Annotated in this window: 29 protein-coding genes and 3 pseudogenes; 18 read left to right on the top strand and 14 right to left on the bottom strand. The window is 63.0% G+C overall.

The annotated features are described in order from the left end of the window. Positions 1 to 77 precede the first annotated feature (77 nt). From QTH97_RS32030 to QTH97_RS32015, 4 genes and pseudogenes are all read left to right on the top strand, one after another. The gene (locus tag QTH97_RS32030; protein WP_286572626.1) at positions 78 to 317 is read left to right on the top strand and encodes a hypothetical protein; all 240 of its coding nucleotides are present in this window, start codon (positions 78 to 80) and stop codon (positions 315 to 317) included. Positions 318 to 443: 126 nt separating this feature from the next. Continuing rightward, positions 444 to 968, top strand: a complete 525-nt coding sequence (locus QTH97_RS32025) for a universal stress protein (protein WP_286572625.1) — start codon at positions 444 to 446, stop codon at positions 966 to 968. A gap of 15 nt (positions 969 to 983) precedes the next feature. Beyond that, positions 984 to 2,203: pseudogene (locus QTH97_RS32020) on the top strand (acetate/propionate family kinase). 4 nt (positions 2,204 to 2,207) lie between these two features. Beyond that, positions 2,208 to 4,598: a phosphoketolase family protein gene (locus tag QTH97_RS32015; protein WP_286572624.1), complete on the top strand. Its 2,391-nt coding sequence runs from the start codon at positions 2,208 to 2,210 to the stop codon at positions 4,596 to 4,598. A gap of 350 nt (positions 4,599 to 4,948) precedes the next feature. Here QTH97_RS32015 and QTH97_RS32010 read toward each other — a convergent pair whose 3' ends face one another. Both QTH97_RS32010 and QTH97_RS32005 read right to left on the bottom strand, forming a co-directional pair. Then, on the bottom strand, positions 4,949 to 5,155 hold the full coding sequence (locus QTH97_RS32010) for a hypothetical protein (RefSeq protein WP_286572623.1): 207 nt from the start codon (positions 5,153 to 5,155) through the stop codon (positions 4,949 to 4,951). A 128-nt stretch (positions 5,156 to 5,283) separates the two neighbouring features. After that, positions 5,284 to 6,066, bottom strand: a complete 783-nt coding sequence (locus QTH97_RS32005) for a YoaK family protein (protein ID WP_286572622.1) — start codon at positions 6,064 to 6,066, stop codon at positions 5,284 to 5,286. A 141-nt stretch (positions 6,067 to 6,207) separates the two neighbouring features. On the opposite strand from QTH97_RS32005, the gene QTH97_RS32000 reads away from it, so the two are divergent. Next, positions 6,208 to 7,392: an acetyl-CoA C-acyltransferase family protein gene (locus QTH97_RS32000; RefSeq protein WP_286572621.1), complete on the top strand. Its 1,185-nt coding sequence runs from the start codon at positions 6,208 to 6,210 to the stop codon at positions 7,390 to 7,392. A gap of 23 nt (positions 7,393 to 7,415) precedes the next feature. Here the strand turns inward: QTH97_RS32000 and QTH97_RS31995 are convergent. Together QTH97_RS31995 and QTH97_RS31990 are read right to left on the bottom strand one after the other, a co-directional pair. Further along, positions 7,416 to 7,674 (bottom strand): annotated as a pseudogene (locus tag QTH97_RS31995) (AMP-binding enzyme); the annotation flags it as partial. Between the two features lie 152 nt (positions 7,675 to 7,826). Then, positions 7,827 to 8,003: a hypothetical protein gene (locus QTH97_RS31990; RefSeq protein WP_286572619.1), complete on the bottom strand. Its 177-nt coding sequence runs from the start codon at positions 8,001 to 8,003 to the stop codon at positions 7,827 to 7,829. Positions 8,004 to 8,147: 144 nt separating this feature from the next. Between QTH97_RS31990 and QTH97_RS31985 the strand changes: the two genes are divergently transcribed. From QTH97_RS31985 to QTH97_RS31975, 3 genes are all read left to right on the top strand, one after another. Next, entirely contained in the window at positions 8,148 to 8,426 is a 279-nt protein-coding gene (locus QTH97_RS31985; RefSeq protein WP_286572618.1) for a hypothetical protein, read from the top strand. A 262-nt stretch (positions 8,427 to 8,688) separates the two neighbouring features. Further along, positions 8,689 to 9,123, top strand: a complete 435-nt coding sequence (locus QTH97_RS31980) for a cytochrome c family protein (RefSeq protein WP_286572617.1) — start codon at positions 8,689 to 8,691, stop codon at positions 9,121 to 9,123. A gap of 633 nt (positions 9,124 to 9,756) precedes the next feature. Then, on the top strand, positions 9,757 to 10,476 hold the full coding sequence (locus QTH97_RS31975) for a Crp/Fnr family transcriptional regulator (RefSeq protein WP_286572639.1): 720 nt from the start codon (positions 9,757 to 9,759) through the stop codon (positions 10,474 to 10,476). 1,036 nt (positions 10,477 to 11,512) lie between these two features. Here QTH97_RS31975 and QTH97_RS31970 read toward each other — a convergent pair. From QTH97_RS31970 to QTH97_RS31960, 3 genes are all read right to left on the bottom strand, one after another. Continuing rightward, the gene (locus QTH97_RS31970) at positions 11,513 to 12,643 is read right to left on the bottom strand and encodes a low temperature requirement protein A (RefSeq protein ID WP_286572616.1); all 1,131 of its coding nucleotides are present in this window, start codon (positions 12,641 to 12,643) and stop codon (positions 11,513 to 11,515) included. Positions 12,644 to 12,744: 101 nt separating this feature from the next. After that, entirely contained in the window at positions 12,745 to 12,969 is a 225-nt protein-coding gene (locus QTH97_RS31965) for an Hsp20/alpha crystallin family protein (protein WP_286572615.1), read from the bottom strand. 201 nt (positions 12,970 to 13,170) lie between these two features. Then, positions 13,171 to 13,704 (bottom strand): DsbA family protein, encoded by a 534-nt coding sequence (locus QTH97_RS31960; RefSeq protein ID WP_286572614.1) that lies wholly within the window; start codon positions 13,702 to 13,704, stop codon positions 13,171 to 13,173. Between the two features lie 157 nt (positions 13,705 to 13,861). Here QTH97_RS31960 and QTH97_RS31955 point away from each other — a divergent pair, with 157 nt between their 5' ends. After that, positions 13,862 to 15,082, top strand: a complete 1,221-nt coding sequence (locus QTH97_RS31955; RefSeq protein ID WP_286572613.1) for an alkene reductase — start codon at positions 13,862 to 13,864, stop codon at positions 15,080 to 15,082. Positions 15,083 to 15,208: 126 nt separating this feature from the next. Beyond that, entirely contained in the window at positions 15,209 to 15,421 is a 213-nt protein-coding gene (locus QTH97_RS37095) for an FAD-dependent oxidoreductase (protein ID WP_353655686.1), read from the top strand. 128 nt (positions 15,422 to 15,549) lie between these two features. Here the strand turns inward: QTH97_RS37095 and QTH97_RS31950 are convergent, their stop codons facing one another. The 3 genes from QTH97_RS31950 to QTH97_RS31940 all read right to left on the bottom strand — a co-directional run bounded on the left by QTH97_RS31950 (position 15,550) and on the right by QTH97_RS31940 (position 18,439). Beyond that, positions 15,550 to 16,053, bottom strand: a complete 504-nt coding sequence (locus QTH97_RS31950) for a hemerythrin domain-containing protein (RefSeq protein ID WP_286572612.1) — start codon at positions 16,051 to 16,053, stop codon at positions 15,550 to 15,552. 12 nt (positions 16,054 to 16,065) lie between these two features. Then, positions 16,066 to 16,749, bottom strand: a complete 684-nt coding sequence (locus tag QTH97_RS31945) for a sensor histidine kinase (protein WP_286572611.1) — start codon at positions 16,747 to 16,749, stop codon at positions 16,066 to 16,068. Between the two features lie 268 nt (positions 16,750 to 17,017). Then, on the bottom strand, positions 17,018 to 18,439 hold the full coding sequence (locus QTH97_RS31940; RefSeq protein ID WP_286572610.1) for an aminotransferase-like domain-containing protein: 1,422 nt from the start codon (positions 18,437 to 18,439) through the stop codon (positions 17,018 to 17,020). Between the two features lie 218 nt (positions 18,440 to 18,657). On the opposite strand from QTH97_RS31940, the gene QTH97_RS31935 reads away from it, so the two are divergent. From QTH97_RS31935 to QTH97_RS31915, 5 genes are all read left to right on the top strand, one after another. Next, a complete protein-coding gene (locus QTH97_RS31935) occupies positions 18,658 to 19,701 on the top strand; it encodes an LLM class oxidoreductase (protein ID WP_286572609.1) in 1,044 nt (347 codons plus the stop codon). A gap of 133 nt (positions 19,702 to 19,834) precedes the next feature. Beyond that, positions 19,835 to 20,062, top strand: a complete 228-nt coding sequence (locus QTH97_RS31930) for a hypothetical protein (protein ID WP_286572608.1) — start codon at positions 19,835 to 19,837, stop codon at positions 20,060 to 20,062. 232 nt (positions 20,063 to 20,294) lie between these two features. After that, positions 20,295 to 20,669, top strand: coding sequence for a response regulator (locus tag QTH97_RS31925; RefSeq protein WP_286572607.1), 375 nt, complete (start codon positions 20,295 to 20,297; stop codon positions 20,667 to 20,669). A 27-nt stretch (positions 20,670 to 20,696) separates the two neighbouring features. After that, positions 20,697 to 20,873 (top strand): hypothetical protein, encoded by a 177-nt coding sequence (locus QTH97_RS31920; RefSeq protein ID WP_286572606.1) that lies wholly within the window; start codon positions 20,697 to 20,699, stop codon positions 20,871 to 20,873. A 108-nt stretch (positions 20,874 to 20,981) separates the two neighbouring features. After that, positions 20,982 to 21,413 carry a hypothetical protein gene (locus QTH97_RS31915; protein ID WP_286572605.1) on the top strand — a complete coding sequence of 144 codons (432 nt, stop codon included), beginning with the start codon at positions 20,982 to 20,984 and terminating at the stop codon, positions 21,411 to 21,413. 276 nt (positions 21,414 to 21,689) lie between these two features. Here the strand turns inward: QTH97_RS31915 and rbp are convergent, their stop codons facing one another. Both rbp and QTH97_RS31905 read right to left on the bottom strand, forming a co-directional pair. Next, positions 21,690 to 22,040 (bottom strand): RNA-binding regulator, encoded by a 351-nt coding sequence (gene rbp / locus QTH97_RS31910; RefSeq protein ID WP_286572604.1) that lies wholly within the window; start codon positions 22,038 to 22,040, stop codon positions 21,690 to 21,692. Between the two features lie 60 nt (positions 22,041 to 22,100). Next, positions 22,101 to 22,310, bottom strand: coding sequence for a hypothetical protein (locus QTH97_RS31905; protein ID WP_286572603.1), 210 nt, complete (start codon positions 22,308 to 22,310; stop codon positions 22,101 to 22,103). 420 nt (positions 22,311 to 22,730) lie between these two features. On the opposite strand from QTH97_RS31905, the gene QTH97_RS31900 reads away from it, so the two are divergent. Further along, positions 22,731 to 23,246: a carbonic anhydrase gene (locus QTH97_RS31900; RefSeq protein ID WP_286572638.1), complete on the top strand. Its 516-nt coding sequence runs from the start codon at positions 22,731 to 22,733 to the stop codon at positions 23,244 to 23,246. 115 nt (positions 23,247 to 23,361) lie between these two features. Here the strand turns inward: QTH97_RS31900 and QTH97_RS31895 are convergent. Next, positions 23,362 to 24,416 (bottom strand): annotated as a pseudogene (locus tag QTH97_RS31895) (IS110 family RNA-guided transposase). Between the two features lie 49 nt (positions 24,417 to 24,465). Here QTH97_RS31895 and QTH97_RS31890 point away from each other — a divergent pair. Both QTH97_RS31890 and QTH97_RS31885 read left to right on the top strand, forming a co-directional pair. Then, positions 24,466 to 24,786, top strand: a complete 321-nt coding sequence (locus QTH97_RS31890) for a carbonic anhydrase (protein ID WP_286572602.1) — start codon at positions 24,466 to 24,468, stop codon at positions 24,784 to 24,786. A gap of 490 nt (positions 24,787 to 25,276) precedes the next feature. Then, entirely contained in the window at positions 25,277 to 25,987 is a 711-nt protein-coding gene (locus tag QTH97_RS31885) for a Crp/Fnr family transcriptional regulator (protein ID WP_286572601.1), read from the top strand. Here the strand turns inward: QTH97_RS31885 and QTH97_RS31880 are convergent. After that, positions 25,984 to 26,538: a GAF domain-containing protein gene (locus QTH97_RS31880; protein ID WP_286572600.1), complete on the bottom strand. Its 555-nt coding sequence runs from the start codon at positions 26,536 to 26,538 to the stop codon at positions 25,984 to 25,986. The genes QTH97_RS31885 and QTH97_RS31880 overlap by 4 nt on opposite strands. Positions 26,539 to 26,700 lie beyond the last annotated feature (162 nt).

Below are 26,700 nucleotides of genomic sequence, written 5' to 3'. Positions count from 1 at the left end.
CGCGCAAAGCGCTGCAGTAGCCGCCGATGCGCAGCGCGCCACCGGCTGCCGTGGTTGATCGTGGGCCTGGGGCGCAGATGTGGACCACCTTCATCGTGGCCCGCTTCGAAACCGCCCTGGCCACCAAGCCTGCGCGGGCCTTCTTCGTGTCGGGTTTCGAACTCTCATGGTCCGTCTTCGCCGCGTTTCAGCCCAGCCAGGTTCTCCACCTTCAAGTCCTGGCGTCGGCCTGCTTTCGGGCTGATCGGCAAGGCGTCGGTCGTCATGCCTCGAGCGCGCGCGAATATACCTATTTCTCTGTTCAATGCTGCGTGTGATTCAAATTTCCTGCCTTGACTGTGCTTCGTGCGATGCCGCACAGACTGCGCGGCGCCGAAGCGTCTAGAAGAGATTCACGCACCCGTTTGCCCGAATCAATGCCCCAGCCTCCTGAAAGGAGCGCCATGTACCAGCGAATTCTCGTCCCCGTCGACGGCAGCACTACGTCCAACCGCGGCCTGGAAGAGGCCATCTGCATCGCCCAGATCACGCATGGCCGCCTGCGACTCATCCACGTCGTGGACGAGCTTTCGTTTTCCTTCGGCATGGAAGCCTATGCGGGCTATGGTGGAGATCTCCTGGGCATCCTGCGCGAGAACGGCGCTCGCATCCTTGAGCAGGCGAGGTTCACTGTCGCCGCTGCGGGCATAGAGGTCGAGACGATCCTGAACGACACCTTCTCGGGCCTCGTGCATGTGCTGGTAACGGCCGAGGCCAGCCGATGGCCAGCGGATCTGATCGTGCTCGGAACACATGGCCGCCGCGGCGTCGGGCGCATGGTGCTCGGAAGCAGCGCGGAGAACATCCTTCGTTACGCGACCGTGCCTGTTCTGCTCGTGCGCGCGCCCGAGATCGTTGCGACGACCACAGCGGTGCATCCGGCGCCTGAGCACATGAGTCTGTCTGCAGGCGCGCTGGCGATGGAATAGCCCGGGACACCACTGATGGCCCGGTCTGCAATTGTCGACGGCCGAGACTGCGTTCTCCTCACCTTGAATCCCGGGTCCTCGACGATCAAGATCGGCCTCTTTTCGGTGAAGTCGGGACGAGCCGACGCATTCGGCCGCGGCGCGATCGACCTGCGCCGCGAACCCGTGACCCTGTGGCTCGATGTGCGCAGCACGATCAGCGAAGAGGATCTGAGCGTCAGGATCGCGTCCGGCCCGCAAGACGTCGTCGAGGAACTGCTCGACCGGCTCGTGCCGCATGCGTCGCCAGATGGTCTTGAGGGCGTGGCCCATCGGGTCGTCCACGGCAGCGACCAATTCCCAGGTGCAACACGAATCACGGATGAACCGCTGGCTGACATCGACTCCCTCGCGCAGCTCGCGCCGATGCACCAGCCGCAGAGCCTGAGCCTGATTCGCGCTGTTCGACAACTGCGCCCGCAGATGGCTCAGACCGCCTCCTTCGATACCGCCTTCCATCGGACGCAGAGCGACTTGGTGCGCCGGTTCGCGCTGCCGCGTGAACTGTTCGAGCAAGGCATCAAACGCTACGGATTCCATGGGCAGTCCGACAAGTTCATCGCCGGGCAGATGCGGCACGCGCATCCCGCGCTGGCCTCCGGCCGCACCGTGGTGGCGCACCTGGGCAGTGGCGCCAGCCTGTGCGGGCTCGAGGCCGGTGGGAGCAGGGACACCAGCATAGCGTTCTCGACGCTCGACGGCATCCCGATGGCAACGCCGCCCGGCGCCCTCGACCCCGGTGTGCTGCTGCACCTGCTGAAGGTTTGTGGGATGACGCTCGACGAGGTGCAGGACATCCTCTATCACCGCTCGGGCCCACTTGGCGTCTCGGGCATCTCTGCAGCCGTTCGTGAACTCGCCGCCAGCAGCGCCCCGGAGGCAGGCGAAGTGCGATTGAGCTGTTCGCCCTGCGGATATCGCGCGAAGTCGCCGCCATCGCAACCACGCTCGGCGGTATCGACTCGCTGGTGTTCACCGCTGGCATCCGCCAGCACCGACTGGAAGTTCGCGCGGCAATCTGCCGCCACCTGGCGTGGCTCGGCGCGCGCATCGACTCAACAGTCAATGCAGCGCATGCGCCGCGCATTGATTCGACCGACAGCAAGCTGGCCCTGCTCGTCATGGCCACCAACGAGGAGCAGGTGATCGCCGACGAAGCCTGTCAGATTCTCTTTAACTCTCCAGACTGGAGTTGATCCTATGTCAAAGCACAACGCATCGCCGTCGCCCGACGATCTCGCCGGCGTCGACGCTTGGTGGCGCGCCGCCAACTTCCTCTCGGTCGGCCAGATCTACCTGATGAGCAACCCGATGCTGCGCGTGCCGCTCGCCCTCGAGCACATCAAGCCGCGCCTGCTGGGTCATTGGGGCACCACGCCGGGCCTGAATTTCATCTACGCGCACATGAACCGGGCCATCAACGCCCGCGAGCTCGATGCGATCTTCATCGCGGGACCGGGTCACGGCGGCCCCGGGGTGGTGGCAAACACCTATCTCGAAGGCACCTACAGCGAGGTGTATCCGCACATCGGACATGACGTCGAAGGCCTCCAGCGGCTGTTCAGGCAGTTCTCCTTCCCCGGTGGCATCCCCAGCCATGTCTCAGCCGAAACACCGGGATCCATCCACGAAGGCGGTGAACTCGGCTACTCGCTGCTGCACGCCTATGGCGCGGTGTTCGACAACCCGGACCTGCTGGCCTGTTGCGTGATCGGCGACGGGGAGGCGGAGACCGGCGCCCTGGCCGCAAGCTGGCATTCGAACAAGTTCCTGAATCCCGCGCACGACGGCGCAGTGCTGCCGATCCTCCATCTCAACGGCTACAAGATCGCTGGGCCGACGGTGCTGGCGCGCATCGGCGACGAAGAACTTTCGGCGTTGATGCGCGGCTACGGCTACGAGCCGCACTTCGTCTCGGGCCACGAGCCTGAGGCCATGCACCGGATGATGGCCACCGCGCTCGACACGGTGCTCGACGTGATCCGCGCCATCCAGGTGGAAGCCCGCGCCGATGGCTTCAGCCGGCGCCGCAGTTGGCCGATGATCGTGCTGCGTTCTCCCAAGGGCTGGACCGGGCCCGAGACGGTCGAAGGCATAGCCATCGAAGGCACGCAACGCGCGCACCAGGTGCCTCTGGCAGGGTTCGCGGACAAGCCGTCCCACGTCGCGCTGCTGGACGACTGGATGCGTAGTTACCGACCGCAGGAACTGTTCGACGAAGACGGCGCGCTGCGAGCCAACATCGCAGCGCTCGCGCCCCGTGGCGGTCGCCGGATGAGTGCCAATCCCCATGCCAATGGTGGCTTGCTGGTCAAGGATCTCAGGCTGCCGGACTTCCGCGACTTCGCCGTTGCCGTGCCAGCGCCCGGTGCGGTCAAAGCCGAGGCGATGCGCGTGACAGGCGAATTCCTGAGGGAGGTGATGCGACTCAATGACGGCGAGCGCAACTTCCGTGTGATGGGGCCGGATGAGACAGCATCCAACCGCCTGGGGGCGCTCTTCGAGGTGACCAACCGGATCTCGACAGCTGAGATCCTTCCTGGCGATGACCATGTCGGGGCCAACGGACGCGTGATGGAAGTGCTTAGCGAGCATCTCTGCCAGGGATGGCTCGAGGGCTACCTGCTGACCGGCCGGCACGGTTTCTTCTCATGCTACGAGGCCTTCATCCACATCATCGACTCGATGTTCAACCAGCACGCGAAGTGGTTGAAGGTCTCGCGACAGATCCCCTGGCGCCGTCCGATCGCGTCCCTTAACTACCTGCTGACCAGCCACGTTTGGCAGCAAGATCACAACGGCTTCAGCCACCAGGATCCGGGCTTCATCGACCACGTCGTCAGCAAGAAGGCCGAAGTGGTGCGCGTCTATCTGCCGCCAGACGCGAACACGCTGCTGTCAGTGGTCGATCACTGCTTGCGCAGCCGCGACTATGTCAACGTGATCGTGGCCGGCAAGGCGCCGGAATCACAGTGGCTGGACATGGACGCCGCGATGCGCCACTGCAGCGTCGGCATGAGCATCTGGACTTGGGCCAGCAATGACGAGGGTGAAGCGCCGGACGTGGTGATGGCCTGCGCGGGCGACGTGCCGACTCTGGAGACGCTTGCCGCCGTCGATCTGCTACGGCAGCATCTGCCTGATCTGAAGGTCCGCGTCGTCAATGTGGTCGACCTGATGACCCTGCAATCGCCCTCGGCGCATCCGCATGGCCTGTCGGACGGGGCATTCGATTCGATTTTCACGGCGGACAAGCCGGTCATCTTCGCCTTTCACGGCTATCCGTGGCTGATCCACCGGCTCACATACAAGCGCACCAACCACGACAACTTTCACGTGCACGGCTACCAGGAAGAAGGCACGACCACCACACCGTTCGACATGACGGTGCTCAACAGGCTCGACCGCTTCCACCTCGCGGCAGACGCGATCGACCAGGTGCCGCGCGTCCACGATCGCGCGGGCCACGTGCAGCAGCATCTGCGGGACCGATTGCTCGAGCACAGGGCGTACATCGTTCGCCATGGCCAGGACATGCCGGAGATCGCCGGCTGGAATTGGACGCAGCGGGGCAGTCAGTCCCGAACCTGATTGCGGGGTCGTTGGCCCAATGGCGCATTGGCGTCGGGTCTAAGCGAGACTACAGCGTAAGGATGACACACCGTATGACAGACCGAGATCACGAACGCCTGACGCTCTCCGTGAACTTGGGGCATGCCGCTCCCTTCGGCGACTGCATCACCCGTTCTCCGCCGGTCATCGCGGTGATAGTCCACGAAATGGGCCGCGCAAAGCCGGCGAATGTTCTCGGATCGCGGTGCCGGTGCGGCCTCGAGAAATTCTGAGCGGCGACGCCGCAGAGTCGTTGCCTTACTGCCTGACAAATGCGACGTCGCTTGCCGGCGGCAGGTTGAACATGCGCCTGCCTCCTCTCCTTCAGGCTACGGCCCGTTGCGCACCGCCTTGATCGTCGCGATGGCTTCGTGCCTCGCCTCGATCAGCGCCTGTTCCTCGGAGCGCGCGCCGGTTTGAACATTCTTGACCGGCAACCGATCATCAAACTGGAACGACGATGCCCAACGGTTTTCTGCCTGCCAGGCCTTGATCTCGACTTGATTCCCATGGTGCTCAAAGCTTGTATCGGCCATGTCATCCCTCCGACAAGTGGGGCGCTAAGCATGAACCATCGGAGGATCCGCCGGTGACGTCAAGCACCAGTCCGGTCCGCGCCGATGCCCGCAACTGCATTCGGCCGCCGCCATCCCGTGGGCGCGCTTCACCGTCCATGCGCTGACCGATGGCCGAAGCGACGCAAGTGAAGGTCGACCAGAATCGGCGGCAACGCCAGCACGGCCAATGTGAAGGCGATTGGAATGGTCGCCGAGAAACCCACAGCCTTGAATGCCAAAGCGCCGACCACGCCCCCCGCGAAGAACGACGCCAGGATGGCGCAATGAATGAAGAGCTTGTCGCGGTTGGCCTTGACGAAGTGCACGCTATTGGCCGCCGCGTTGCGGTTCCAGTAGAACAGCCGGCCCAGCTCGATCCCGATGTCTGTGGCGATACCGGTCATGTGCGTCGTGCGAATTTCGGCACCTGAAATCTTGGCGATGATCGCGTTTTGCAAGCCCATGATGAAGCACAACAGCAGTACCGTGGAGGGCACCATCAGGTGGGCGAAGGACGCGAGATTCGCACCCGCCAGGCCGAACAACAGCAACAGCGCCGCCTCGACCATCAGGGCCAGCGCATACTTGCTGTGCAACCTTTGGCGGCGTGCCCAGTTGATCAGGAGCGCCGTGCAGGCCGCCCCGCTCACGAATGTCGCAAGCGCCCCCACGCCTGCGAGCGCCAGTGCCCCGCTGCCGATGGCGAAGTCGTCGGCGACCGACGACACGATCCCCGTCATGTGAGAGGTGTAGCGGTGCACGGCAAGAAAGCCACCGGCGTTGATGGCGCCCGCAACGGCGGCAAGCACGCAGCCCAACTGGCGATTGGCCGCCTGGGTGCGCCGCCTCCCGACCAGCCCGTACAGGAAGTCTGCCCAACGCGCGGTCATATCGAATCCGTTGTAGTTCAGCGGAGCGTAATGGTCTGTGCGGCACCGCACCATCCATCCTGTCGGTGCACTGGCGCACCGACAAGTCCCGCGCACGGGTCTACAAGGTGATGCCACATCTATCAACGAGAGAGAGACGAAATGACCCAACGTGACGTTGTGATTCTGGGCGCGGCCCGCTCGGCGATCGGCACCTTCGGCGGTGGCTTGGCCGACACGGAGCCCGCGGAACTGGCGGGAACCGTGATGAAGGAGGCCGTCCGGCGTTCAGGCGTCGACCCGAAGGCCATCAACTACGTGACCGTGGGCAACACGATTCCCACTGATAACCGTTTTGCCTACGTTGCGAGGGTCGCGGCCATCCAGGCCGGCCTGCCGCTGGATTCGGTCGCGATGTCCGTCAATCGCTTGTGCTCGTCAGGCCTCCAGGGCATCGTGACCACCGCGCAGAACATCCTGCTCGGCGACTGCGACTACGGCGTAGGCGGCGGCGTCGAAGTGATGAGCCGGGGCGGCTACATGTCTGCCTCGATGCGTTCGGGAGCGCGAATGGGCGATACCTCGATGATCGACATGATGGTCGCCACGTTGACCGACCCGTTCGGCGTGGGCCACATGGGCATCACGGCTGAAAACCTGGTGGCCAAATGGGGCATCACCCGCGAGGAGCAGGACGCACTTGCCGTCGAATCGCATCGACGCGCCGCTGTCGCCATCGCTGAAGGGCGCTTCAAGTCGCAGATCGTGCCCATCGTCAAGCAAACCCGCAAGGGTGAAGTCACCTTCGACACGGACGAGCATGTCAAGGCGACAACTTCGATGGACACCCTGGCGAAGATGAAGCCGGCGTTCAAAAAGGACGGCTCGGTGACGGCAGGGAACGCGTCGGGGATCAACGATGGCGCCGCGTTCTTCGTCCTCGCCGATTCGAGTGTGGCGGCAGCGGCCGGCCACAAGCCGATGGCCCGGCTGGTGTCGTATGCGGTGGCCGGTGTTTCGAACGAAATCATGGGCGAGGGACCGATCCCTGCGACGCGGTTGGCCTTGAAGAAGTGCGGCATGTCCCTCGACCAGATGGACGTGATCGAAAGCAATGAGGCCTTTGCTGCCCAAGCCATCGCGGTGGCGCGCGGGCTGGAGTTCAACATGAACAAGGTAAATCCGAACGGCGGCGCAATTGCCCTGGGCCATCCCATCGGCTGCTCCGGTGCGTTCCTCGCGACCAAGGCCATCTACGAGCTGCACCGTACGGGCGGACGCTATGCGCTCGTGACGATGTGCATTGGGGGTGGCCAAGGCATCGCCGCGATATTCGAACGCCTCTAGGGTCGTGCTCGACGTGCGTCGCCTCAGACGATTGCCGAGGCCGAATGCAGCTGCTCACGCAGAACGAATTTTCTGGAGATCTCGCCGGGTAGAGGTCTTGGGCAAACGGCCGAAGATCACCTGCTGGGCCTTGAAACGTGTCATCTCCGCGCGGCAGTGCTCGACCACCTCGGCCTCCGTAACGTTGACGCCCTCGCGCAGTTCGACGAACGCGGCGGCGACTTCGCCCCATTTCGCGTCAGGCTTGGCCACGACCGCCGCATTTAGCGCTGCGGGATGGCGCTACAGCGCGTTCCCGCCTCGGCATCGATTCGGATGTTGAGGGTGTTCAGCACGGCGCCCGTCGTCGGCTGGCCAAAGTGCGCTTCGAACATTGCAGGCCTTGGGCAGCAGAGTGTCGCCGGCACCGACGCGCTGTCTCATGAGTGCGTCCGTCAGCGGCCACATCGCTCATAGGTCTCACCCCAATTCTGACGACGCCAACCGTAGAGGATGGCCGTGCGAACGGGGTAGGCACTCGGCGTGCGTTCGATGAAGCTTAGCGGCGATAGGGCCACGAAATTGGCCTCGTCCTTGTCCAGGCCGAATTCGCAGAGATGGTTTCGCGTCATGCCGTGTCCTGTTCCTGGCTGCCGCCGCAGCATCTCCTGGAGTACCCGGTCAAGGCGTTGCATCGGGACGCCCGTGAGTGCGACATCGCACAGACTTTGGCATTTTTTCGCTATACGCTGAGTCCATGCACTCCGAGCAATGCCATGTCTCTCTCCCTCTTTGCCGCTGAATCCCTGGTCCGCGATTTTCTGAATGGACGCACGCTGCCGACCGCCTTGCACGCCGCCGTGGTGCAGGCGGTCGAAGCAAGGCTCGTGGGCGGTCTGATACCGGTACTGGAGGAGCCGCTGTGCAAGACAATGGATGATGCGGCGACTTCTCCGCCCCCATGGTCGGTGGAATCGGTCCTCAAAGCTGCTCGGGAGCGCTGTATTCAGCTTCGAAGAGCCTCGGAAGCGATGAGCGCGCAGTACGCGACATAGACGAGCTCATCAAATCTGCAAGCACCCAGCCGGGTGCATGCGCATTGCCGTGGCGTGACGGAATCAAAGCGGGGTCGATGTCGTCACGGGGCACTAACCCGGACGTTGTGCGGCTCGTTGACGTGGGCATCCATGATGAAGCGCTTGACGCGGGAGTTCAATGATGAAGACGCATCCAGAGCCAGGCACGTGCCGTCCTCACAAGACACCTCCGTCAACCTCAACGCTCCGCCGCGTGCTTTCGTCGTGGTGGGGCACATATGTGAACGCCATAGCCTGCATATTTCTTGAGCGAGCAGCGGCGATTGCCGCATCGCTGGCGGTAACAATCGGCGCCTTCGCTCAAGCCCAGGCTCAAGATCAAAGTGCAGCGCCCGCTCGATCAGATGCACAAGCGCGAGAACTCCAGAAGGAAAGTGAGACGCTGCAAAAGCCGCTGGGCCAGTTCACCGCCGAGCGCGATGCGGTCTCGAGGCCCTTGCCGGACGCCAAGTCCGCAGGCGCGAAGCTGGTCTCAACCTATTGCGCGCAGTGCCATGCGGCGCCCACGCCCACACTGCATACCGCCATGGAATGGTCTAGCGTGGCCCAGCGCATGCACATGCAAATGGACAGCCGCTGGCAGAGCGTCAACACGCCGACTGAACAGGAAATGGACAGAATCGTCGCGTACATGCAGAAACACGCTCGGCAATAGGCACGTGCTTCGTGCGCAGCCATTGGCTGGCCTCGGCCGTCATATGGACGGGGCCGCGAAGGAGGTCGTTGAAGAGCGAGTCTACTTTCATGCTCGCGGCGTTGACCGTTGACCGCATGTTCGAGCGGGCAGTTCTACCCCATGGCCATTCGATCGACCGGTATAGGCTGACGGCGGGGATTAGCCGCACGAACGCGATCCTTACACCGCTGCTGATCGCCGTGCTGGTCTCGTTGAAGCCTCCCCTTGAAGCAGAATTTCATTGCCATCGCGGCGGCGGGTGCGTTAGGAGCCATCGCGCTTACTTTCCTAGTGTCGGCATCGACCCATCATCACGACGCGGAGCGCGGGCCGATCCAGGCAGCACAGCGGGAAGGCTGCGGTCTAGGAGACGCAAGATCGAAAATTGCTTTGGCCACCTGTGAGCGCTTTTAGTCCTTGGGTACGTCTGAGTCGGCGCGCGTGGTTGTGCCAGCGTGGGCCGGCCTGGGCGGACGAGCGGTCAGGATCCGCCTGCCCATAAGGCTTGTGCGGTAGCGGACACGGATTTCGGTTCAAGTGCATATACTGGAAAGAGGGGGGCGCGCGAGCAAGCCCAAGGTCATCCCCGTAGCTCATATTTCGGAGGAAGCGATGGCCCTTCGACCTGAACCGAGAAAGAATCACCTGTTGGGCGCACTGCCCGACGCCGAATGGCAGCGCTGGCTACCTCAGCTCCAAGCGGTCGAGATGCCGCTGGGCCAGGTGCTGTACGAATCGGGTACCACGCTGAGCCACGTCTACTTTCCGACATCTGCCATTGTCTCCTTGCTGTACGTCATGGAGAACGGAGCCTCCGCGGAGATCGCCGTGGTCGGCAATGAAGGCATCGTCGGAATCTCGCTGTTCATGGGCGGAGAGTCGACGCCCAGTCGTGCCGTTGTGCAGAGCGCAGGCCATGGCTTCCGGCTCAAGGCACAGGCGATCAAGGATGAGTTCAAACGGGCCCCGGTTCTTCACCTTCTCTTGCGCTACACCCAGGCGCTAATCACCCAAATGGCGCAAACGGCGGTCTGCAACCGGCACCACTCGCTGGATCAGCAACTGTGTCGCTGGCTGCTGCTGAGCCTGGACCGGCTGCAGGGCAGCAATGAACTTGTGATGACGCAGGAACTGATCGCCAACATGCTCGGTGTGCGCCGCGAAGGCGTCACCGAAGGCGCACTCAAGCTGCAGAGGGCCGGGCTGATCAGCTATGCGCGTGGGCACATCTCGGTCCTGGACCGTCAAGGTCTGGAGCGGCGCTCCTGCGAGTGCTATGCGGTGGTCAAGAAGGAGTACGACAGACTTCTTCCGGACAAGATAGCCATCTAGGACAGCACGATGGCATCGCGGGACTCAGCCTCTTGAATCGTTCCTCGCGAACCGCGCGCCATTCGTCGTTTCCAAGTTCCAGCAGGCGAGAGATTTCGATCTCGCCGATATGAGGGTCGTATTCCACGGCTATCGGGGAGCGCCCGCCGACGTTCCGAACGGAGCCCAAGTCTCAAGACTGCTTGCAAAGTCTGTCGTCTGCTGCCGTGCACATTTCTGACATTCATCGCGACGTCTCGTAAGTCAGCAGTGGGCGGCCCGGAATTGCCGTCCAAAGGCCGAAGGGGAAATGCCGTTCTGCAGCGAGAGCAGTCTATGAGGAGGGCAGGGCGGATCTACCGGTTCGTGCCCGTTGCAGACATCTGCGTGGGCTTGTCGACCGGAGCAACCCGCCATTCGCAGACTTGGTCCAATTTGCCCCGAAGCCGACCTTTGCGTCGATACGACAACCTCTGCAGGTCCGGAGCGCCCGACCCGGCGCCCAGCGCCCGCGTGCCGGCAAGTCATCCGGCTCGTGGCGTCGCATTGCAGTAGTCGAAGAACGCCTCCAACTCGCCAGATTTGTCGAAGACCGTATCCGCGTCCAAATCAAGACACCGACGGCGCATCTGGGGCGTGGGATAGTTGGTCAGAACGACCACGCGCTGGTGCGGAGACCGACTTTGGCAAGCACGCACGCCGAAGGGCGTTTCGATGTGCAACGAATAGCCACTTCGGAGCATGCCGTACACCCAAGGCCACTTCACCGGCGACTTTCATCGCTACACCGGGTTCACGCCGAAGGTATTCCGGTTGAACGCGCGAGAGGCGTCGAGCGGGGCCCATTAGATGAGATCGTCGGCCGGGATCGGGAGCAATGCAGGGGCGAAATGCACTAACCCCCAGACGCTGTCGAGATCCTGCGGCGACGCTTCGGCCGGACACCGGGACGCTTGAGGGCCCGCTGCAGCGATGCTGTGCAACCAGTACAAAATCAGCACAAATACGGCCAGCCAAGTCTGCTTCTCCTCCCTCGAGCTGCGCGGGCAGCGGTGGCTCAGGCCGCCGCCTGCCTGGCGTGCACTAGATGGCGGTAGCGCAGGTTGAGCAGCACGTAGCAGATCATGGTCGCCGTGAGGCCCACCAGCATGGCGCCGAGCCCGAGCGGCAACATCAGCACGAGTGCCGTCAGGGCGAACACGGCCGCGGTGTTGGACAGCAGGTAAGGCCGCAGTTCGGGCACCTCCATGTAGTAGCCGTATTGCTTGCCCAGGAAGAACAGCACCGTACCGACCGCGGCCAGCTGACGGAAGTCACCTGGGTCGAGATCGTCCAGGATCGCATGCCGGATCAGCGAGGCCAGGATCGCCAGGCCGATGAACAGGAAGAAGTGCGAATAGAGGATCGAGTGCCCGGTCGCCAACTTGCGGTGTTCAAGCAAGTGGAAGCTGTCGTAGTAGATCCACCAGATGGCCGACACCATGACGAATCCGCTGACTGCGGCGATGACGTTGGATCGGATCCAGGTGATGTCCGCCAGCGCCGCGGAGATGCTGATCACCGATTCGCCCAGCAGGATGATGGTCAGGCAACCCACTCGTTCGACCAGGTGTGCCCCGTGCGCCGGCACGACATGCAACCTCCGGCTCAGCAGCACCAGGGCCGCCATGTCGAACACGATCCCGGCATAGAAGACCAGGTAGCGCCACGGTGGCTTCAGCATGACCGAGGAAAGGCTGATCGCGGCGCCGACGGCGAACACGGTGCCCACCGTCGACGCGAAGCCACCACGGTCGTGGTGCTTGCGCCTGGAGACGAAGTACATCACGGCGATGATCAGCCTCGCCCCGCAGTAACAGGCTACGGCCAGCGCGTAGTGTTCCTGGAGGCCGGCCGAGATCTGCGCCGAGATCACGATCAGCAGGAACATGATCAGCAGGGTGGACAGCCTGTGCTGGCGGCTGTCGGTGTCAAAGCGATTGGCGTAGATCGTGTGGCCCGCCCAGATCCACCACAGCGGCAGGAACACCAGCACGAAGCGCAGGATCTGATGCGCCCCGATGTGGCCCTCATGCGCTTCGCTCAGAATCTCGCCGGCGTCGCCAATGGCAACGACGAAGATCAGGTCGAAGAACAGCTCCAGCCACGTCGCGCGCCGGTGAGGGTCGAAATATCGCAGGTCCTTCATAGGTCATCCTAGGCCTGGAGCCCGGCCCTGGGCGTAGGGCGCCAGTGCAGGCCCCGTCTTGCCGAGGCAAGGTGGAGGGCATGCAGGGCGCGGCGCTTCGCTCATGTTCCTCCCACCTTGCGCAGGCGCACGATCAGGAAGGCTTTCTCCACTTCGGGCGGCTCGAGCTCCATGCCGGAGGAGGGCAGGAGAATGCGCCGCTCGAAGATGCCGTACGGGATCTCCAGCCGCCGCATCGACAGGCTCGGCACCAGCGGCCCCGGGCGCGTTCCGCGCACGACGATGGCGCCAGGCTCGCCAATCACCTGGATGCGTTCGGCGCTCACGCCCGACATGGCGACCGAACAAAGATGAGCCCGTGCTCGTTTTCGAACAGGTGAACCGGCGGCTCCCAGACCACCTGGGCCTGCTGCACCGCCGCGGGACGGAAGAACTGGCGGTGCACCCGCTCGGTTGGTCCATCAGGTCGCAGGCCTGCGCCGACGTCCAGCCCCTGGCATCCCATTGGCGCGCCATGGGGGCGAACCTCAGGAGGCTCCCGCCCCGACCAGCATGATCGAGGCGAGCAGGGAAGCCTGGTCGTACCCGCCCCGGTGGAGCACGCCGTTGATGAAGAAGGTCGGCGTTCCCTTGACGCCGCTTTGCAGCCCGCCCTTCATGTCGTCCTGGACCTTGGACAGGAACACGTGGCCGGAGAGGTCGCTGGCGAACCGCTTCAGGTCCAGGTGCAGGGCGGCGGCGTACTTCATCAGGTCGGCGGGCGCCAGTGCGTCCTGGTGCTCGAAGAGCAGGTCGTGCATCTTCCAGAACCGGCCCTGGGCCCCCGCCGCTTCCGCGGCCTCGGCCGCGAGCTGCGCGTGCGGGTGCACGTTGACCAGCGGGAACTGGCGGAACACGACGGCCAGCGTGTCCGGCAGGTCCTGCTCCAGCTTCTTCACGACTCCGTAGACCGCACCGCAGTACGGGCACTCGAAGTCGCCGTATTCGACCAGCACCACCGGTGCGTCCGGTGCACCGCGCAGATGGTCGCGCTCGTTGATGGGAGCAGTGAATTTGTTCATGGACCGAAGTTAGCCGCGCGCCGCACACATTTATTTCGGTTTCCTGCTGTCCATGGCGGCGGCCGGCTGACATTTGGAGCCTGGACAGGCGGCGTCCGGTTTCGCCGCCGGCCCAGGGTCGACACTGCGGCGTCCTGCCCGGAAGAAGGAGTTCTTTATGTCCGCCACCATCGAGTCGCCCGCCGCGACAAACCAGGCCGCCGAGTCCCAGGACGCGGAGCAGCGGCTGTTGTTCCAGCCCATCAGAGCCGGTCGCTTCCAGTTGCCGCACCGCATCGTCATGGCACCGCTGACCCGGTCGCGTGCACGTCAACCGGGGAACGTGCCGTGGGCGCTGAACGCCTGCTACTACCAGCAGCGCGCCTCGGCCGCGCTGCTCATTTCCGAGGCGACGCAGATCTCGATGCAGGGCCAGGGGTACGCCTGGACTCCGGGCATCCACAGCCGCGAGCAGGTAGAGGGGTGGCGCCTGGTCACCGATGCGGTGCACGAAGCCGGCGGACGCATCGTCCTGCAGATGTGGCATGTGGGCCGGATCTCCCATCCCTCGCTGCAACCCGACTGCATGCCACCGGTCGCGCCCTCGCCGATCCGGCCGGAGGGGATGGCCTTCATCGAGAACGACAAGGGCGAAGGCGAGCTGGCGCCCTTCGTGACGCCGCGAGCGCTGCAGCTCGAGGAAATGCCTTACCTCGTGGGCCAGTACGAGCGCGCGGCGCGCAACGCGATCAAGGCCGGTTTCGACGGCGTGGAGGTCCACGGTGCCAACGGCTACCTGCTCGACCAGTTCCTGTGCAGCGGCACCAACCGCCGGACCGACGCGTACGGCGGTCCGGTCGAGAACCGCGCGCGCCTGCTGCTGGAAGTCGTCGACGCGGTAACGCAAATCTGGGACGCCGACGCGGTCGGGGTGCGCCTGTCGCCGATGGCAACGGCAAACGACATCCGCGACGACGATCCCCTGACCACCTTCACCTATGCCACGCGCGAGCTGAACGCCCGCAAGCTGGCCTACCTGCACGTCGTCAACCCGGCCATGGCCGCGCTGGAGAGCAAGACACCTCCCGGTGCGGCGGCCATGCAGATGCTGCAGCGCATTCGCGAGGCCTGGAGCGGCCCGCTCATGCTCGCCGGCGGCTTCGACGCCGAGACGGCCGAACAATGGTTGAGGGAGGGCCGGGCCGACCTCATTGCCATCGGCCGCAAGTTCATCGCCAACCCGGACCTTCCGGCACGGCTGCGCGCGCACGCGCCTTTGAATGCGGACGACAGCTCCACGTACTACGGCGGCGGCCAGAAGGGCTACACGGACTACCCCAGCCTGGCGCAGGAGCGCGGCGAGGCGCCCAAGGCTTGCGTGGACGAGAGCTGGCGTTAGGCTCAGCCGAGCGGATTGGCGCGCCAGATGTCCTGCGCATCCGGAGAGCAGGAAAGGTCTGACCGCGGATCGCACGAGGGCACCGGGCCCTAACGCGAGCCGAGCGGCGTTCCCGTTGTCACACGCGTGGACCTGCGTGGGATTCCCCGCACGCAGGAGGCTCGATGCCGATGGCATCGGTGCGAATGGCAAGCACGACAATCTGCTCTTTGCTGGCCGCAACATCAGTGCGAGTCATGCAGGCTTGGCGCTACGCGGGTGATGGCCACCTGCGCTGTCATGGGCGAGGCGGCGGGGACCGCGGCGGCCATTTGCCTGGACCTCGTCGAGGAGCACTGACTGCTGGTTCAGGCTCAGAGCAAGCGTCGCGCGCGCTCATGCAGAATTTGAGCAGCGGGTTCTCTGGGCTAGGCCATAGCGAGCGGGTGGTTCGCAAATACGCGAGGGACCGGCACCAGCACCTGCGATCAAGCCTTGGCCTGCCCCATAGCCACCGAGATCGAGGATGCCACCGCGGCCCATTCCTCGCGCGTCAGATGCGTCGCTGTCTGCGAATGCAGCAGAGAGTCTTCTTCGTCTAAATGGACGAGCATCAATCGGCGGTGCTCATGCAGCAGCGCTTCAACGCCGTCACCTACGCCGGCCGGGCCGGAGGCCGCGGCCTTCAATCTCGTCTTGGCCTGCAGAAGCAGGTCATCGCAGCAATCGCGTGTGGATTCGAGGCGGATCAGCAGGTCGTCGGCCTGCACCGATCTGCCGCGCAGCGTTTGCACCAGAACGACGCCTTTGGGCCGATGCGTGGTGTGGTCGAATGCTTGCAAGCGTTCGATAAGCGCGGAAAGCGCCTCCGCTTGAGGGCCGCTGCAGGCCCAAGCTCCGTCGTTCAGGGCGTCGTCGACGAGGTTGAGCAATTCACGCAAGCGCGCGTGCTCGACACGCAACACTGCCCATGCACACTCAGCTGCCAACATGTCTTTGTCCCCTTAGAGCAATGAGGTACTTCTACTGCGTTCGGCGCAGCGCCGCAACATGATTTCAGTGGGGGTGTCGCCGATCGCCGCCGTCGATTGAGGAATGGGAGTTGTTCTTGACAGGGTGTTTGGAACACAGGCTGCAGATGGCATCGGATGGGCCCATTGCTGCCCTCCACCTCGATGCCAAGCACTGCGCCTTCGCGGCGCCAGTGGACGTTCAGGCCGTGATCTATACACAGGCGCAATGGGCCCGTTCGTGTCTTTATCGAGCTTTGAAGCGCCGCTTGCGCTCCGGAGGAGAGCTGCGTCGCGACAGCCTGTCCTAGAACTGCTCCGTGGGGATATGGTGAAGATGCACCCCGTGCTCGGCAGATCCCTGCCGGTCAACACCCCCCCATCGGCCTCTACGTTCCGCCGCGCGATGGATAGGCCGAGGCCCAATCCGCTCCTGTTGTCACCAACCTGCACAAGCGGCTGAAAGATGGACGTGGTCGTTCCTGGTGGAAGACCTCCGCAGTTGTCCTCCACGTCCAGCAGAACATGGTCGCCCTCGGCATAGGCGCTTAGCGAGACCTCTGTGTGCTTATGCGTGAACTTGAATGCGTTGTGAAGCAAGTTCACCAGGGCCGCCAACAGCAGGTCTCGATTCCCGGAGATGCCGAGGGTGACGTCTACATCGGCAATCGAGAACATGCAGCCCTTGGGGCTCGCGTTGACCGAAGCGGCATTCTTTCAGCATCATTGCGGTCCATTCCGTTCTTTGACTGCCCCATTCGCCACCTCGGTCTGCCATGAGGCAACGGATCGCTTTTCTGCGACCTCAAGCACTGCAGGATGCGCCTGCATGGCTGCTGGCGAGGTGCGGAGTGCGGCTTGACTGGGCCCGTCGAGCTTGAACGCTGAGCCCGCGAGCATCGAAGTTTTGGACGACCGGACTGGCGGGGCTTTGAACTGCGCCCCGTCACCCTTGCATGAGGGCTGCCGCGAGTTGGCCGACAGTTTGCATCGCCGCCGCAAAGCGCCGATCGCCACAATGGCCATAGTTCAGGCGCAGGCAATGCATGGAGCGCCTGTCGGTGGAGAACAGCGGCCCCGGTGCCAGGCTGATGCCGCGCTCACGCGCCAGCGCGTGCAGTTTGGTCGTGTCCACGCTCTCGGGCAATTCGAGCCAGAGAAAATAGCCACCCTGCGGTGCTGACATGCGCGTTCCGGCGGGAAAGTGGGTCTGCACCGCCTCCATGGCGATAGCCAAATAGCGGGCCAGCGCTGCGCGCAAGCGCCGCAGGTGTCGGTCATAGCCGCCACGGTCAAGGTAGGCGGCGATGGCCGCCTCCGAAGGAATCGCCGGCGAGAGTGTGTACATGAGGCGCATCTGCTCAATCTTCGCGGCGAATCGCCCGCCCGAAACCCAGCCGACGCGGTAGCCGGGCGCCAGGCACTTGGAGAAGGAGCCGCAATGGATCACGAGGCCCTTGGCGTCCAGGGCCTTGGCCGGCAGCGGCTTCTTTGCGCCGAAGTAAAGCTCCGCATACACGTCGTCTTCGATCAGCGGAATCTCATGCTCTGCGAGCAGTGCAACGAGCGCCTTCTTACGGTCATCGGGCATCGAGCTGCCCAGGGGGTTCTGGAAGTGCGGCATGAGCCAACAGGCCGCGACGCGATGACGTTTCAGCGCTGCGGCCAGGGCGTCAATGTCGATGCCGCAAGCCGGCGAGGTCGCGACCTCGAGCGCGCGCAGTTGCAGTCGATCGAGCGCCTGCAGCGCGGCGTAAAACGTCGGAGACTCCACCACCACCACGTTCCCTGGCCTCGTGACCGCCTGCAGGCTCAGGTTGAGCCCTTCCATCGCGCCATTGGTCAGCACGACTTCGGTGGGAGCGATGACCATTCCGTCCATCGCGTAGCGCAATACGATGTGACGGCGCAGCGCCTCGTTGCCCGGCGCGAGGTCCTCGACCAGGCGCCACGGATCGAAGTCACGCATTTCGCTCCCGAGATGCCGCGCCAGTCGCGTGAGCGGGAACAGCGACGGGCTCGGGAACGCCGAGCCGAGCGGTACGAACTCGCGGCGGTTCAGTGAACCCAGCAACTCGAAGATCAGTTGGCCTATGTCCACCGTCCTGGCTCGTCCATTGGGCCTCGAATCGTCGGGCGCCGTTATTTCCGCCGGGGCAAGGTCTCCTTTCACGTAGTAGCCGGAGCGGGAGCGCGCCTCGACCAAGCCGCGCGTTTCGAGCAGATAGTAGGCTTCAAATATGGTCGTGCGGCTGAGGCCGCGGGCCGCGCTCGCCGCCCGCACCGAGGGAAGTCGATCGCCCGGGCGCAGCATTCCGGAGCGGATCAGCTCGGCAATTTCGTTCGCATAGCGTTCGTAGAGGTTCATGAATTCACGGAAGTGGGTTCGCCAACGGGGCTTCCATTTGCGCAAAGCGTCGCCTGCATTAGGCACCCACGTGTTCGGATGCGCACAACAGTTACGCGAACTGACCCCTCAGGTTGCGACTGCCCGCACATGTCGCCGTCCTTGGGCAGTTTTCGCAGCAATCGGGAATACCGGCGCCGGCCGGCTGCGTACCCTTGCGACATCGAACAGGAGAACGCATGCTGAAAGTCAATCCGATGGCCACGGTCGACGAAGCGCCAGGCTTCAGTCGCATGTTCCGCGTGGGCCGCCTCACGGTCGGCGCCTTCTTCCCTATCGAGGCCTACACGGGCGATGAGGCGTCGATGCACGACCAGGAGCGGCTTGCGCAGCGCGCTCAGGCGCTCGGCTACGCGGCCCTGTGGGTGCGCGACGTGCCGCTGCGCGATCCGAGCTTCGGCGACCTCGGTCAGATCTACGATCCCTGGGTGTACCTCGGCTGGATAGCGGCACACACGCAAACGATCGCGCTGGCCACGGGCTCCATCGTGCTGCCGCTACGGCACCCTCTGCATGTTGCCAAGGCGGCTGCCTCGGTCGACCGGCTGTCGGGCGGCCGGCTGTTGCTGGGTGTGGCGTCGGGCGACCGACCGGTGGAGTTCCCGGCCTTCGGCGTCGACATCGAACGGCGCGCCACCCTGTTCCGCGAATACTTCGAGGTGATCCGCCGCGTGCTGGAGCGCGAGTACCCGATGTTGAAGTCGACGGCCGGCGTGCTCACCGCCAACGCCGACCTCGTGCCCAAGCCGCTCGGGCGCCTGCCGATGCTCGTCACCGGAAACAGTGGGCAGCCACTGCCGTGGATCGCCGGGCATGCCGACGGCTGGATCACCTATCCCCGCGGCATCGACCGCCAGGCCGAAACGGTGACGCGCTGGCGCGGCGAGGTCCATGCCGCCAGGCCGGGCGCCTTCAAGCCGTTCGTGCAATCGCTCTACGTCGACCTCGCTCACGATCCGCACTTGCAGCCGACGCCCATTCATCTCGGGTTCAGGACGGGGCGGCACTTCCTGCTGCGCTTTCTCGACTCGCTGCGCGTCATCGGCGTCAACCACGTCATCCTCAACCTCAAGTACGGCGCGCGGCCGGCGTCCGAGGTGCTCGAGGAGATCGGCGCCGAGGTGCTGCCGGCCCTGGCCGACGCGCAGGGCGACAAGCCTGTTGGCGGCGAGATGGAACCCAGCGATGCCGAGGTCGACGACACGCTCGCGCCGCAGCATTGAGGCCGTCCGCCGCAGAGACACAGACTGGAGCTTGCCGCAGACCGATGCCTTGACTACCATGGCCTTCCTTACAAAAGAATTGGATATGTCCGGCCGATCAATGCAAGCAGAGCCTCCGCCCCTGGTGGATGCCTTGGACAAGAGCAATCAGGCCGCCGAGGCGGTCCGGGAAGCGGCCGATGATCTCGCGGTCGTGCATACGGTGCTCGACGTGCAGGTGCCCGCGGAGGCGCGGAATGAAGAGGTGGACCAAGCACTCGCGCAGGCTGATCAGCTGCAGGAACAATTGGACAAGTCCGTCGAACTCTTGCAAGACGTCACCAAGACGTTGGAAGCCGAGGTCAAGAACCGCGCCACCTGAATTGACGGTCGGATCGCAGGCATCCCTCGCAGCCGGACTCCCGCCGCCAGCCAGTTCATCGGTTGGCCTGCCATTCCATCCTTGTGCCACGCCGCGCCGTGCCGGATGTCGGGCTGCCGTCTGACATCGTCCGCGCCAAATAAAAGCGTAAATCTCACCGGCCGGCGGCGACCCCCCGAGCCGGATTTTCGTATGTGAGCAGTATTGAACGGACGCGAAAGGCGTGTGCACGATGCCACTCACCACCATCCTCGTTGAGGACAGCAAGACCATTCGCGAGAACCTGATCCCGGCGATGGCGGAGCTCGCAGATATTGAGGTGATAGCCGTCGCCCAGACGGCGTCCGAAGCGCTTGCCGCCTTGGAGGACCTTGGCCGCGAGTGGGATCTCGCCGTGGTCGACCTTTTCCTTAAAGAGGGTTCTGGCCTGACCGTTTTGCGGGCCTGCCAAAGCCGGTCTCCCCAGCAGCACGTGGTGGTACTGACCAACTACCCTACCAGTGAAATGCGTCGACGATGTCTTGCTCTGGGTGCCGACGCGGTCTTCGACAAGTCGAGTGAGCTCGAAGCGTTTTTCGATCACTGCATTTCGTATAGATCGGAGTAGATGGGCGTGCCCGGCGATCTTGGTTCCATGACCATTCGACACAGCGCCATCGCCTACCTGATCACCGCGGCAACCTTCTTCGCGCTCGACGCGATCTGGCTGTACGCGATCGTTCACATGCCGACGAGCGCTTCCCAGCGCCCGCGCCGCGCGCCATCGAACAACACCTTGCCCATCTGGCTCGGTCGAATTGCGCGAAACTGATCATGTTCGCCGGGCGCTCGATTGCCGAGAATCGAAGGCCTGACCCGAGGCGGCGACACACTCGCGCGGCATCTAGCCGCCACGCCGCCGCGGGCAGTCATACGTCAGATGAAAACAACCGAAATGCTCGAGCTCGAACGGGCACTCCACTCGATCGAACTGATCCTGGCCGCCCGCTACGGCGACCATGAATTTGCGCCCTGGTCCGGCCCCACCAACCTGGGCGAACTGCCTCCGCCAGCACAGCAGGTCGTCCTCCGCAGGGTCGAGGAGGCCAACAAGGCATCCCAGGAGCGCGCAGCCATTCATTTCTGCCTCACGTCCGCCGCCAGGCTGCTGACGGTGACGCAGCTCCTCATGACCGAACCCGTCTACCGGTCGCCCGAGCATCACGCCCGGCGGCTGCGCGAACTGGTGGACGAAATCCGCGCCGGGGCGCGATCCGCGCACCGGGCCGCGCTGATGCTGCTGGGCCAGGACGCAGGCTTGGCCGGGTCCGTCGATGGGGCAGCGCAACAAGCTGCCGGCAGGAACACTTGAGCCGAACGGGCGAATGTTCTTGATGCCGAATCTGCGCGGCAGACACGGCCTCATGGTCTCGGGAAAAGAAATCTGCGACGCCAGATCCAGCTACGCGATGCTCAGCGGCGCAGCCGTCGACGCCAACGAGCGAAACCGACACTGCCTCTTCCGTCGCGTACCGCGTTATAGGCCGCATCCCGGCCAGGATGGATCCAAAAGTTCGCGGGTCACCCTGCGACGGGACAAAAAAAATCCGGCTCGGGAGAGCCGGATTTCCAGAGGAAGTTACGCGGCTCAGTAGCGACCGCCGCCGTAGCCACCAGTGCCATAGCCAACGTCCGAGCGTTTGCCTGCACTGTAGCCAGCCGCACTGTAGCCACCCGAGTCGCTACCCTCTTCGCGGGGGCGGGCCAGGTTCACGACAATCGAGCGTCCATCGACGGACGTGCCGTTGAGGCCGGTGATGGCGGCTTGGGCGACTTCGGCGGAAGCCATTTCCACAAAGCCGAAGCCCTTGGACCGGCCGGTTTCACGGTCCGTCATGACCTTGGCCGAGGAGACGCCGCCAAACTCGGCAAAGTTGCTTTCGAGGTTGGAATCAGTCACGGAATAGGGCAGGTTGCCCACGTAGATTTTTCTGCTCATGGAAGAGCCTTTCTGAATGAGGGTAAAGAACACATGAATTGGATCTGCGGCAGCAGATCATCAGCACGCAGGGGGGTGCGGCATGCACGTTTGCAGCCAGCCCTGGGTGACTGCAAAAAGCCGGGCGGCTTCGCGCGAGGCAAAGGCTTTATCGAAACGGAATACTCGGCAGTAGCTGCCGTTACCCTGGGAACGATGGACCGAGAAGGAGGCACGAAAGCGCCCACAGTCGGTCTGGTGTGTCGCGGGCGAAACGACGAACTTGCCCATGGAAATGGAGATGGGTGGAATCTAATTCAATCAGGATCGCAGGCTTGGATCAACCTGCGCTGAGCATCAAGGGACTCGATTGGCTGCAGCTCTACAGACCAACAGGGCGACAGGGTCGCAAAACGCGTCCTGCATGGGGCATTGCCGCCTTTAAGCAGGGCGTTGCAGCTATCTGCGAAAATCGCGGCGACTGCAACAAGACGTACTATAGCACTAATGCGCATGTAAGAGTCGCGATCAGTACTCTCATTGGTTTTATTCGGGGCTCATCTGTTGCTGCGGCTCCGAACCAGGTCCCGAACCATGACGTACATCGAACTTTCCAGAATTGGCATCCACGCTTCATAAACAGTTGACATGGGCCGACGAGGTAGAAATTGTTTATGGGCATCCCCGGACAGGGTGGAGATGAAAATGACAATGCAAGAAATCATTGCTGGCTTCGTGAAATTTCAGAAGGATGTATTTCCAAGCCGCAAAGACCTGTTCAGAGAGTTGGCCACGAGCCAGACGCCAAGCGCGCTATTCATCTCGTGTTCGGACAGTCGGATGGTGCCCGAGCTGGTAACGCAGAGGGAGCCGGGAGACCTCTTTGTGATTCGCAACGCTGGAAACATTGTTCCTTCTTTCGGTCCAGAGCCTGGAGGTGTGTCGGCAACAGTCGAATTTGCGGTGTCTGCCCTGAAGGTGAACGACATTGTCATATGCGGCCACTCCGACTGCGGCGCCATGAAGGCCATCGCAACCTGTGCTTGCCTCGACACTATGCCTGCCTACAAGGACCTTCCTCGTAGTCAAGCGGCTATCAGTGTTGGTCTTCGTCTTGGATTCGCAGACAGAACGACGATCGAGATGGGACTGCGTGCCTTCAACCGGCCTGTGAGCACTTTGGGCTCCGGCCCATATCTCAACCGCTCGGCAGGGCTCCATCCGTAAAGCGGAATCGCGATGATCACGTTCCTTGGCATATTCCGAGTTCACCTGCCGCCGGTCCAACCTGTCGTCGATTTACGGACTGCAATCCTCTGTTGAAGACCTGAATGCCCAGTCGTTATGAACCAGCCATCACGAAGCACGGCGGCACATGGCTGGGATTGAATTCGACCTTTCTGGTGAGCATCGTCCAGATGATGCGGGCGTGCTTGTTGGCGAGCGCCACGAGCGCCTTGCGCCAGCCCAGTCGGGCTTCCAGATCAAGCAGCCATCGCGAGATCCGATCTGTGCGTCGAGCGGCACTCATCAACGCGCTGCGCGCGCCTAGCACCAGCAGCATGCGGATATACATGTCGCCGCGCTTGGTGATGGCGCCCAACTGGGTCTTGCCGCCCGAGCTGTTCTGTCGCGGTGTCAGTCCGAGCCAGGCTGCAAACTGACGTGCGTTTCTGAATTCGTGCGCATCCCCCACCGCGGCCACCACGGCGCTTGCAGTGAGTGGACCGATGCCGGGCACCGCCATGATTCGATTGGCCCGCTCATCACTCCTGGCATGTTTTTCGATCTGGCGTTCGACCTTCGAAATCCGCTCGCCCAGTAGAACGAAGTGTTCCCACCCTTCATGCAGTACAAGCCGCGCAGCACCGGGCAACTGATTGTCGGCGTCCTCAAGAATCTGCGGGATCCTGGCGAGTTCACGTATGCGAGCGGGCAGTGGCAAGTCGAATTCAGCCAGCAGCCCGCGCAGCCGGTTCGCCAGCGCAGTTCGCTCTTCGACCCAGCCTTGGCGCATGCGATGCAGGGTAGAGATGCCCTGCTGCTCGATCGTCTTGATCGGCACATAACGCATCGACGGCCTGGAGGCCGCTTCGCAGATCGCCTCTGCGTCCGCCGCGTCGTTTTTGCCGCCGATGCCCCTTTGCGATAGGGCGCGACGAACTGCGGGGCGATCAGCTTGACCGTATGGCCCAAGCTGCGGAGCTTGCGCGCCCAGCTATGAGAAGTGCTGCACGCCTCCATTGCGACGATGCAGGGTGTCATCTTCACCATGAATTCGGCAAACCGCTCGCTGGAGATGGCGCGGCGAAGCACCACCTGTTCTCGCTGGCCCACGCCGTGAACCTGGATCACCCGCTTGGCCAGATCCACTCCGAGTCGTACAACCTGTTCCATGGCACTGCTCCTTTGTGTCCGGTGATGGGCTCGAGATCGTGCTCCATCGTTGGAAACGCCCGGAAGGTCCTTGGGATTCGTAAAGAGTTGGCTCCGTTATGCCGATGCTGCACGCATGATCAATGAGGCGCAGCCGCACGAAGACGAGCGGTCACGTGTCGATGGCATGGTTCGGGCAAACGTTATCGCTCAGTTGAACAACCTTCGGACTCACCCGTCAGTTGCCCTCGCGATCGCACAGGGTGCGCTTACGCTACATGTTTGGGTGTATGACATCGAAAGTGGCTCTATCGAGGCACTCGAAATGGCTACGAATCGTTTCGTCCGATTGGCAGATCACCCAGCGTCGCGCCAATTGAAGGAGCCTTGAGCTTCTGCATCTGATTTCGCTTACAGATCCACGAGCTTCGGATAGCGGGCCGGCGTCGCACCCAGGGATCGAATTGTTGTCTGTGTCAAAAGTGATGGTTCGCAACGCCAGACAAGCCCACTCGGTAACTTGTTCCAGGGCGAGCTCGAGCGCGTCCCACCAAGGCCCTTCATTTCGGCCCGCGTCGCTTCGGACCGCCCCGCGAGTTGCGCCGAAGGAACTGAGCCCTATGTACGCTGAGCGCGACAACTCCGTGGAGCCGTAGCGGCAGACCGGCGCGTCGGTCATGCCTGCTTTGCAGAATCTCAATCACGGTGGACAAGCCAAGCCCGACATCGGTGACCAGGGCGCTGTAGCCGCCCCTGACCCACAGCCCTGGATTCAACCTGCTCGCGCTTTCCGCGACTGGCCCGGTCGAATTTGTATGAACTGGTGCTGTTTGGCGGCGTCAGGCCTCTCGACAATGCATGCCCCTGACCCGAACATATCGATGTACCTCCATCCCCTCATCGCCAGCGTTCCCGCAGCCGAACGGGCGGAGTTCATCCAGTTCGTCGAGCTGCGTTCCTACCGCCGCAATGCAGTCGTGCTAGGCGCGGACGAGTGGACGGATTGCATCTACTGCGTGGCCAATGGTCTCGTACGGGTCGTCCTGCAAGGCAGTACGGACAGCGAAGGCGTCACCACCGACTTTATTGGGCAAGACAGATTCTTCCTGAGCCCGAACCTCCAACGAGACAGCTATCAACCGGGGGCAACGCTCATTGCGGCGTTGCCTTCTTCCGTGTATCTCGTACCCGTGTCGAAGCTTCGGAGCTTGTGTGCCAAGTATCCGGATGTCGCCATGGGATTGCTCGAGCTCGCCGTGACGCGGATTTCCACGCTGCGCGGGCAACTCCGGCGGATCTCGGCGTCGCCCTCGGAGCGCCTCATCAGGCGCATCCTTCACGAGCTAGCCCAACTCGCGCCAGTCGGCGCGGGAGGATTCGACAAGCGAATCACTCAGTCGGTCATTGCGTCCTACTCCGGGCTGTCCCGAGAGCAGGTGAACAAGACAATGCGCGAACTGGAGAACGGGGGACTGGTCAGGCGGGATAAGCATTCGATCCACTTCCCCTCTCATTTCGCGTCGACGGACTTCGAGGAGCCTCCATCGATCGACGAAGTCCCGTCCAAGGTGGACGCGCATCTGGCGGATTAGTGATGCCGTACATCGATCGGCTCGAGCTTCCATTCCTGTATAGCTCGATCAGTCTCATGCTTTCGAAGTTCGTCGATCCGACGGCCGATCAACTTGCTGGCCATTTCCAGGCGTTGAAGGTCTCGCTCGGTCAAGTTCTCGTTCGAAGCGAAACTGAAACAGCACATGGTGCCGTAGACGCTGCCATCGTTGAGAACGATCGGCGCGCTGAGGAAAGCCCCAACTGGGAACGGAAATGACAGTGCTGCAGCGGCAGGATGGCTCGCCGCGTTGTGAAGCATTCCAGGCAAAAGGCCTTCGACGACCTTCTTGCAGTAAGTGCGCTCCAGCGGGTCGCCGTCGCCTTCGCGGATCACCTTAGCCTTGTCGTCGGCGTCGACACGCCGGTATACGCGCTGACCGTCAACAAATTCAGAGACGAAGGCAACGTCCATGTGCAAGCTTGTGCGCAGCGCCTTCAAAACTTCGGGCACCGCCGAGTCGATCAGATAGTCCGAACTGTCCGGCGTGGCAACGAGGACCTCCGACACCTTTACGTCGAAGGCGTCCATCTCGCAATAACTTTCTTGATAATTCACTTTAATTTCACTTCAGTGCAGGGATTCATGATGGCACGTATAGGTGACTACCCCCAGGCCGTCAGCTCGCATTTCGACTCCAAAAAGTGATGTCGCCAACGTTTTCGATCGAAATGCCCCGAGCCTGTCGGACAG

It is taken from the genome of Variovorax gracilis, assembly GCF_030317115.1.
Taxonomy (GTDB): Bacteria; Pseudomonadota; Gammaproteobacteria; order Burkholderiales; family Burkholderiaceae_C; genus Variovorax; species Variovorax gracilis.
Note: the sequence above shows the minus strand (reverse complement) of the source record. Positions and strands in the feature narration are given on the sequence as shown.

Bases quoted from the DNA above. Each gene is read 5' to 3' on its own strand.
- QTH97_RS32030 (WP_286572626.1), top strand. From the start codon at position 78: ATGTGGACCACCTTCATCGTGGCCCGCTTCGAAACCGCCCTGGCCACC.
- QTH97_RS32025 (WP_286572625.1), top strand. From the start codon at position 444: ATGTACCAGCGAATTCTCGTCCCCGTCGACGGCAGCACTACGTCCAAC.
- QTH97_RS32015 (WP_286572624.1), top strand. From the start codon at position 2,208: ATGTCAAAGCACAACGCATCGCCGTCGCCCGACGATCTCGCCGGCGTC.
- QTH97_RS32010 (WP_286572623.1), bottom strand. From the start codon at position 5,155: ATGGCCGATACAAGCTTTGAGCACCATGGGAATCAAGTCGAGATCAAG.
- QTH97_RS32005 (WP_286572622.1), bottom strand. From the start codon at position 6,066: ATGACCGCGCGTTGGGCAGACTTCCTGTACGGGCTGGTCGGGAGGCGG.
- QTH97_RS32000 (WP_286572621.1), top strand. From the start codon at position 6,208: ATGACCCAACGTGACGTTGTGATTCTGGGCGCGGCCCGCTCGGCGATC.
- QTH97_RS31990 (WP_286572619.1), bottom strand. From the start codon at position 8,003: ATGACGCGAAACCATCTCTGCGAATTCGGCCTGGACAAGGACGAGGCC.
- QTH97_RS31985 (WP_286572618.1), top strand. From the start codon at position 8,148: ATGTCTCTCTCCCTCTTTGCCGCTGAATCCCTGGTCCGCGATTTTCTG.
- QTH97_RS31975 (WP_286572639.1), top strand. From the start codon at position 9,757: ATGGCCCTTCGACCTGAACCGAGAAAGAATCACCTGTTGGGCGCACTG.
- QTH97_RS31970 (WP_286572616.1), bottom strand. From the start codon at position 12,643: ATGAAGGACCTGCGATATTTCGACCCTCACCGGCGCGCGACGTGGCTG.
- QTH97_RS31960 (WP_286572614.1), bottom strand. From the start codon at position 13,704: ATGAACAAATTCACTGCTCCCATCAACGAGCGCGACCATCTGCGCGGT.
- QTH97_RS31955 (WP_286572613.1), top strand. From the start codon at position 13,862: ATGTCCGCCACCATCGAGTCGCCCGCCGCGACAAACCAGGCCGCCGAG.
- QTH97_RS31950 (WP_286572612.1), bottom strand. From the start codon at position 16,053: ATGTTGGCAGCTGAGTGTGCATGGGCAGTGTTGCGTGTCGAGCACGCG.
- QTH97_RS31945 (WP_286572611.1), bottom strand. From the start codon at position 16,749: ATGTTCTCGATTGCCGATGTAGACGTCACCCTCGGCATCTCCGGGAAT.
- QTH97_RS31940 (WP_286572610.1), bottom strand. From the start codon at position 18,439: ATGAACCTCTACGAACGCTATGCGAACGAAATTGCCGAGCTGATCCGC.
- QTH97_RS31935 (WP_286572609.1), top strand. From the start codon at position 18,658: ATGCTGAAAGTCAATCCGATGGCCACGGTCGACGAAGCGCCAGGCTTC.
- QTH97_RS31925 (WP_286572607.1), top strand. From the start codon at position 20,295: ATGCCACTCACCACCATCCTCGTTGAGGACAGCAAGACCATTCGCGAG.
- QTH97_RS31920 (WP_286572606.1), top strand. From the start codon at position 20,697: ATGACCATTCGACACAGCGCCATCGCCTACCTGATCACCGCGGCAACC.
- QTH97_RS31915 (WP_286572605.1), top strand. From the start codon at position 20,982: ATGAAAACAACCGAAATGCTCGAGCTCGAACGGGCACTCCACTCGATC.
- rbp (WP_286572604.1), bottom strand. From the start codon at position 22,040: ATGAGCAGAAAAATCTACGTGGGCAACCTGCCCTATTCCGTGACTGAT.
- QTH97_RS31905 (WP_286572603.1), bottom strand. From the start codon at position 22,310: ATGGGCAAGTTCGTCGTTTCGCCCGCGACACACCAGACCGACTGTGGG.
- QTH97_RS31900 (WP_286572638.1), top strand. From the start codon at position 22,731: ATGCAAGAAATCATTGCTGGCTTCGTGAAATTTCAGAAGGATGTATTT.
- QTH97_RS31885 (WP_286572601.1), top strand. From the start codon at position 25,277: ATGTACCTCCATCCCCTCATCGCCAGCGTTCCCGCAGCCGAACGGGCG.
- QTH97_RS31880 (WP_286572600.1), bottom strand. From the start codon at position 26,538: ATGGACGCCTTCGACGTAAAGGTGTCGGAGGTCCTCGTTGCCACGCCG.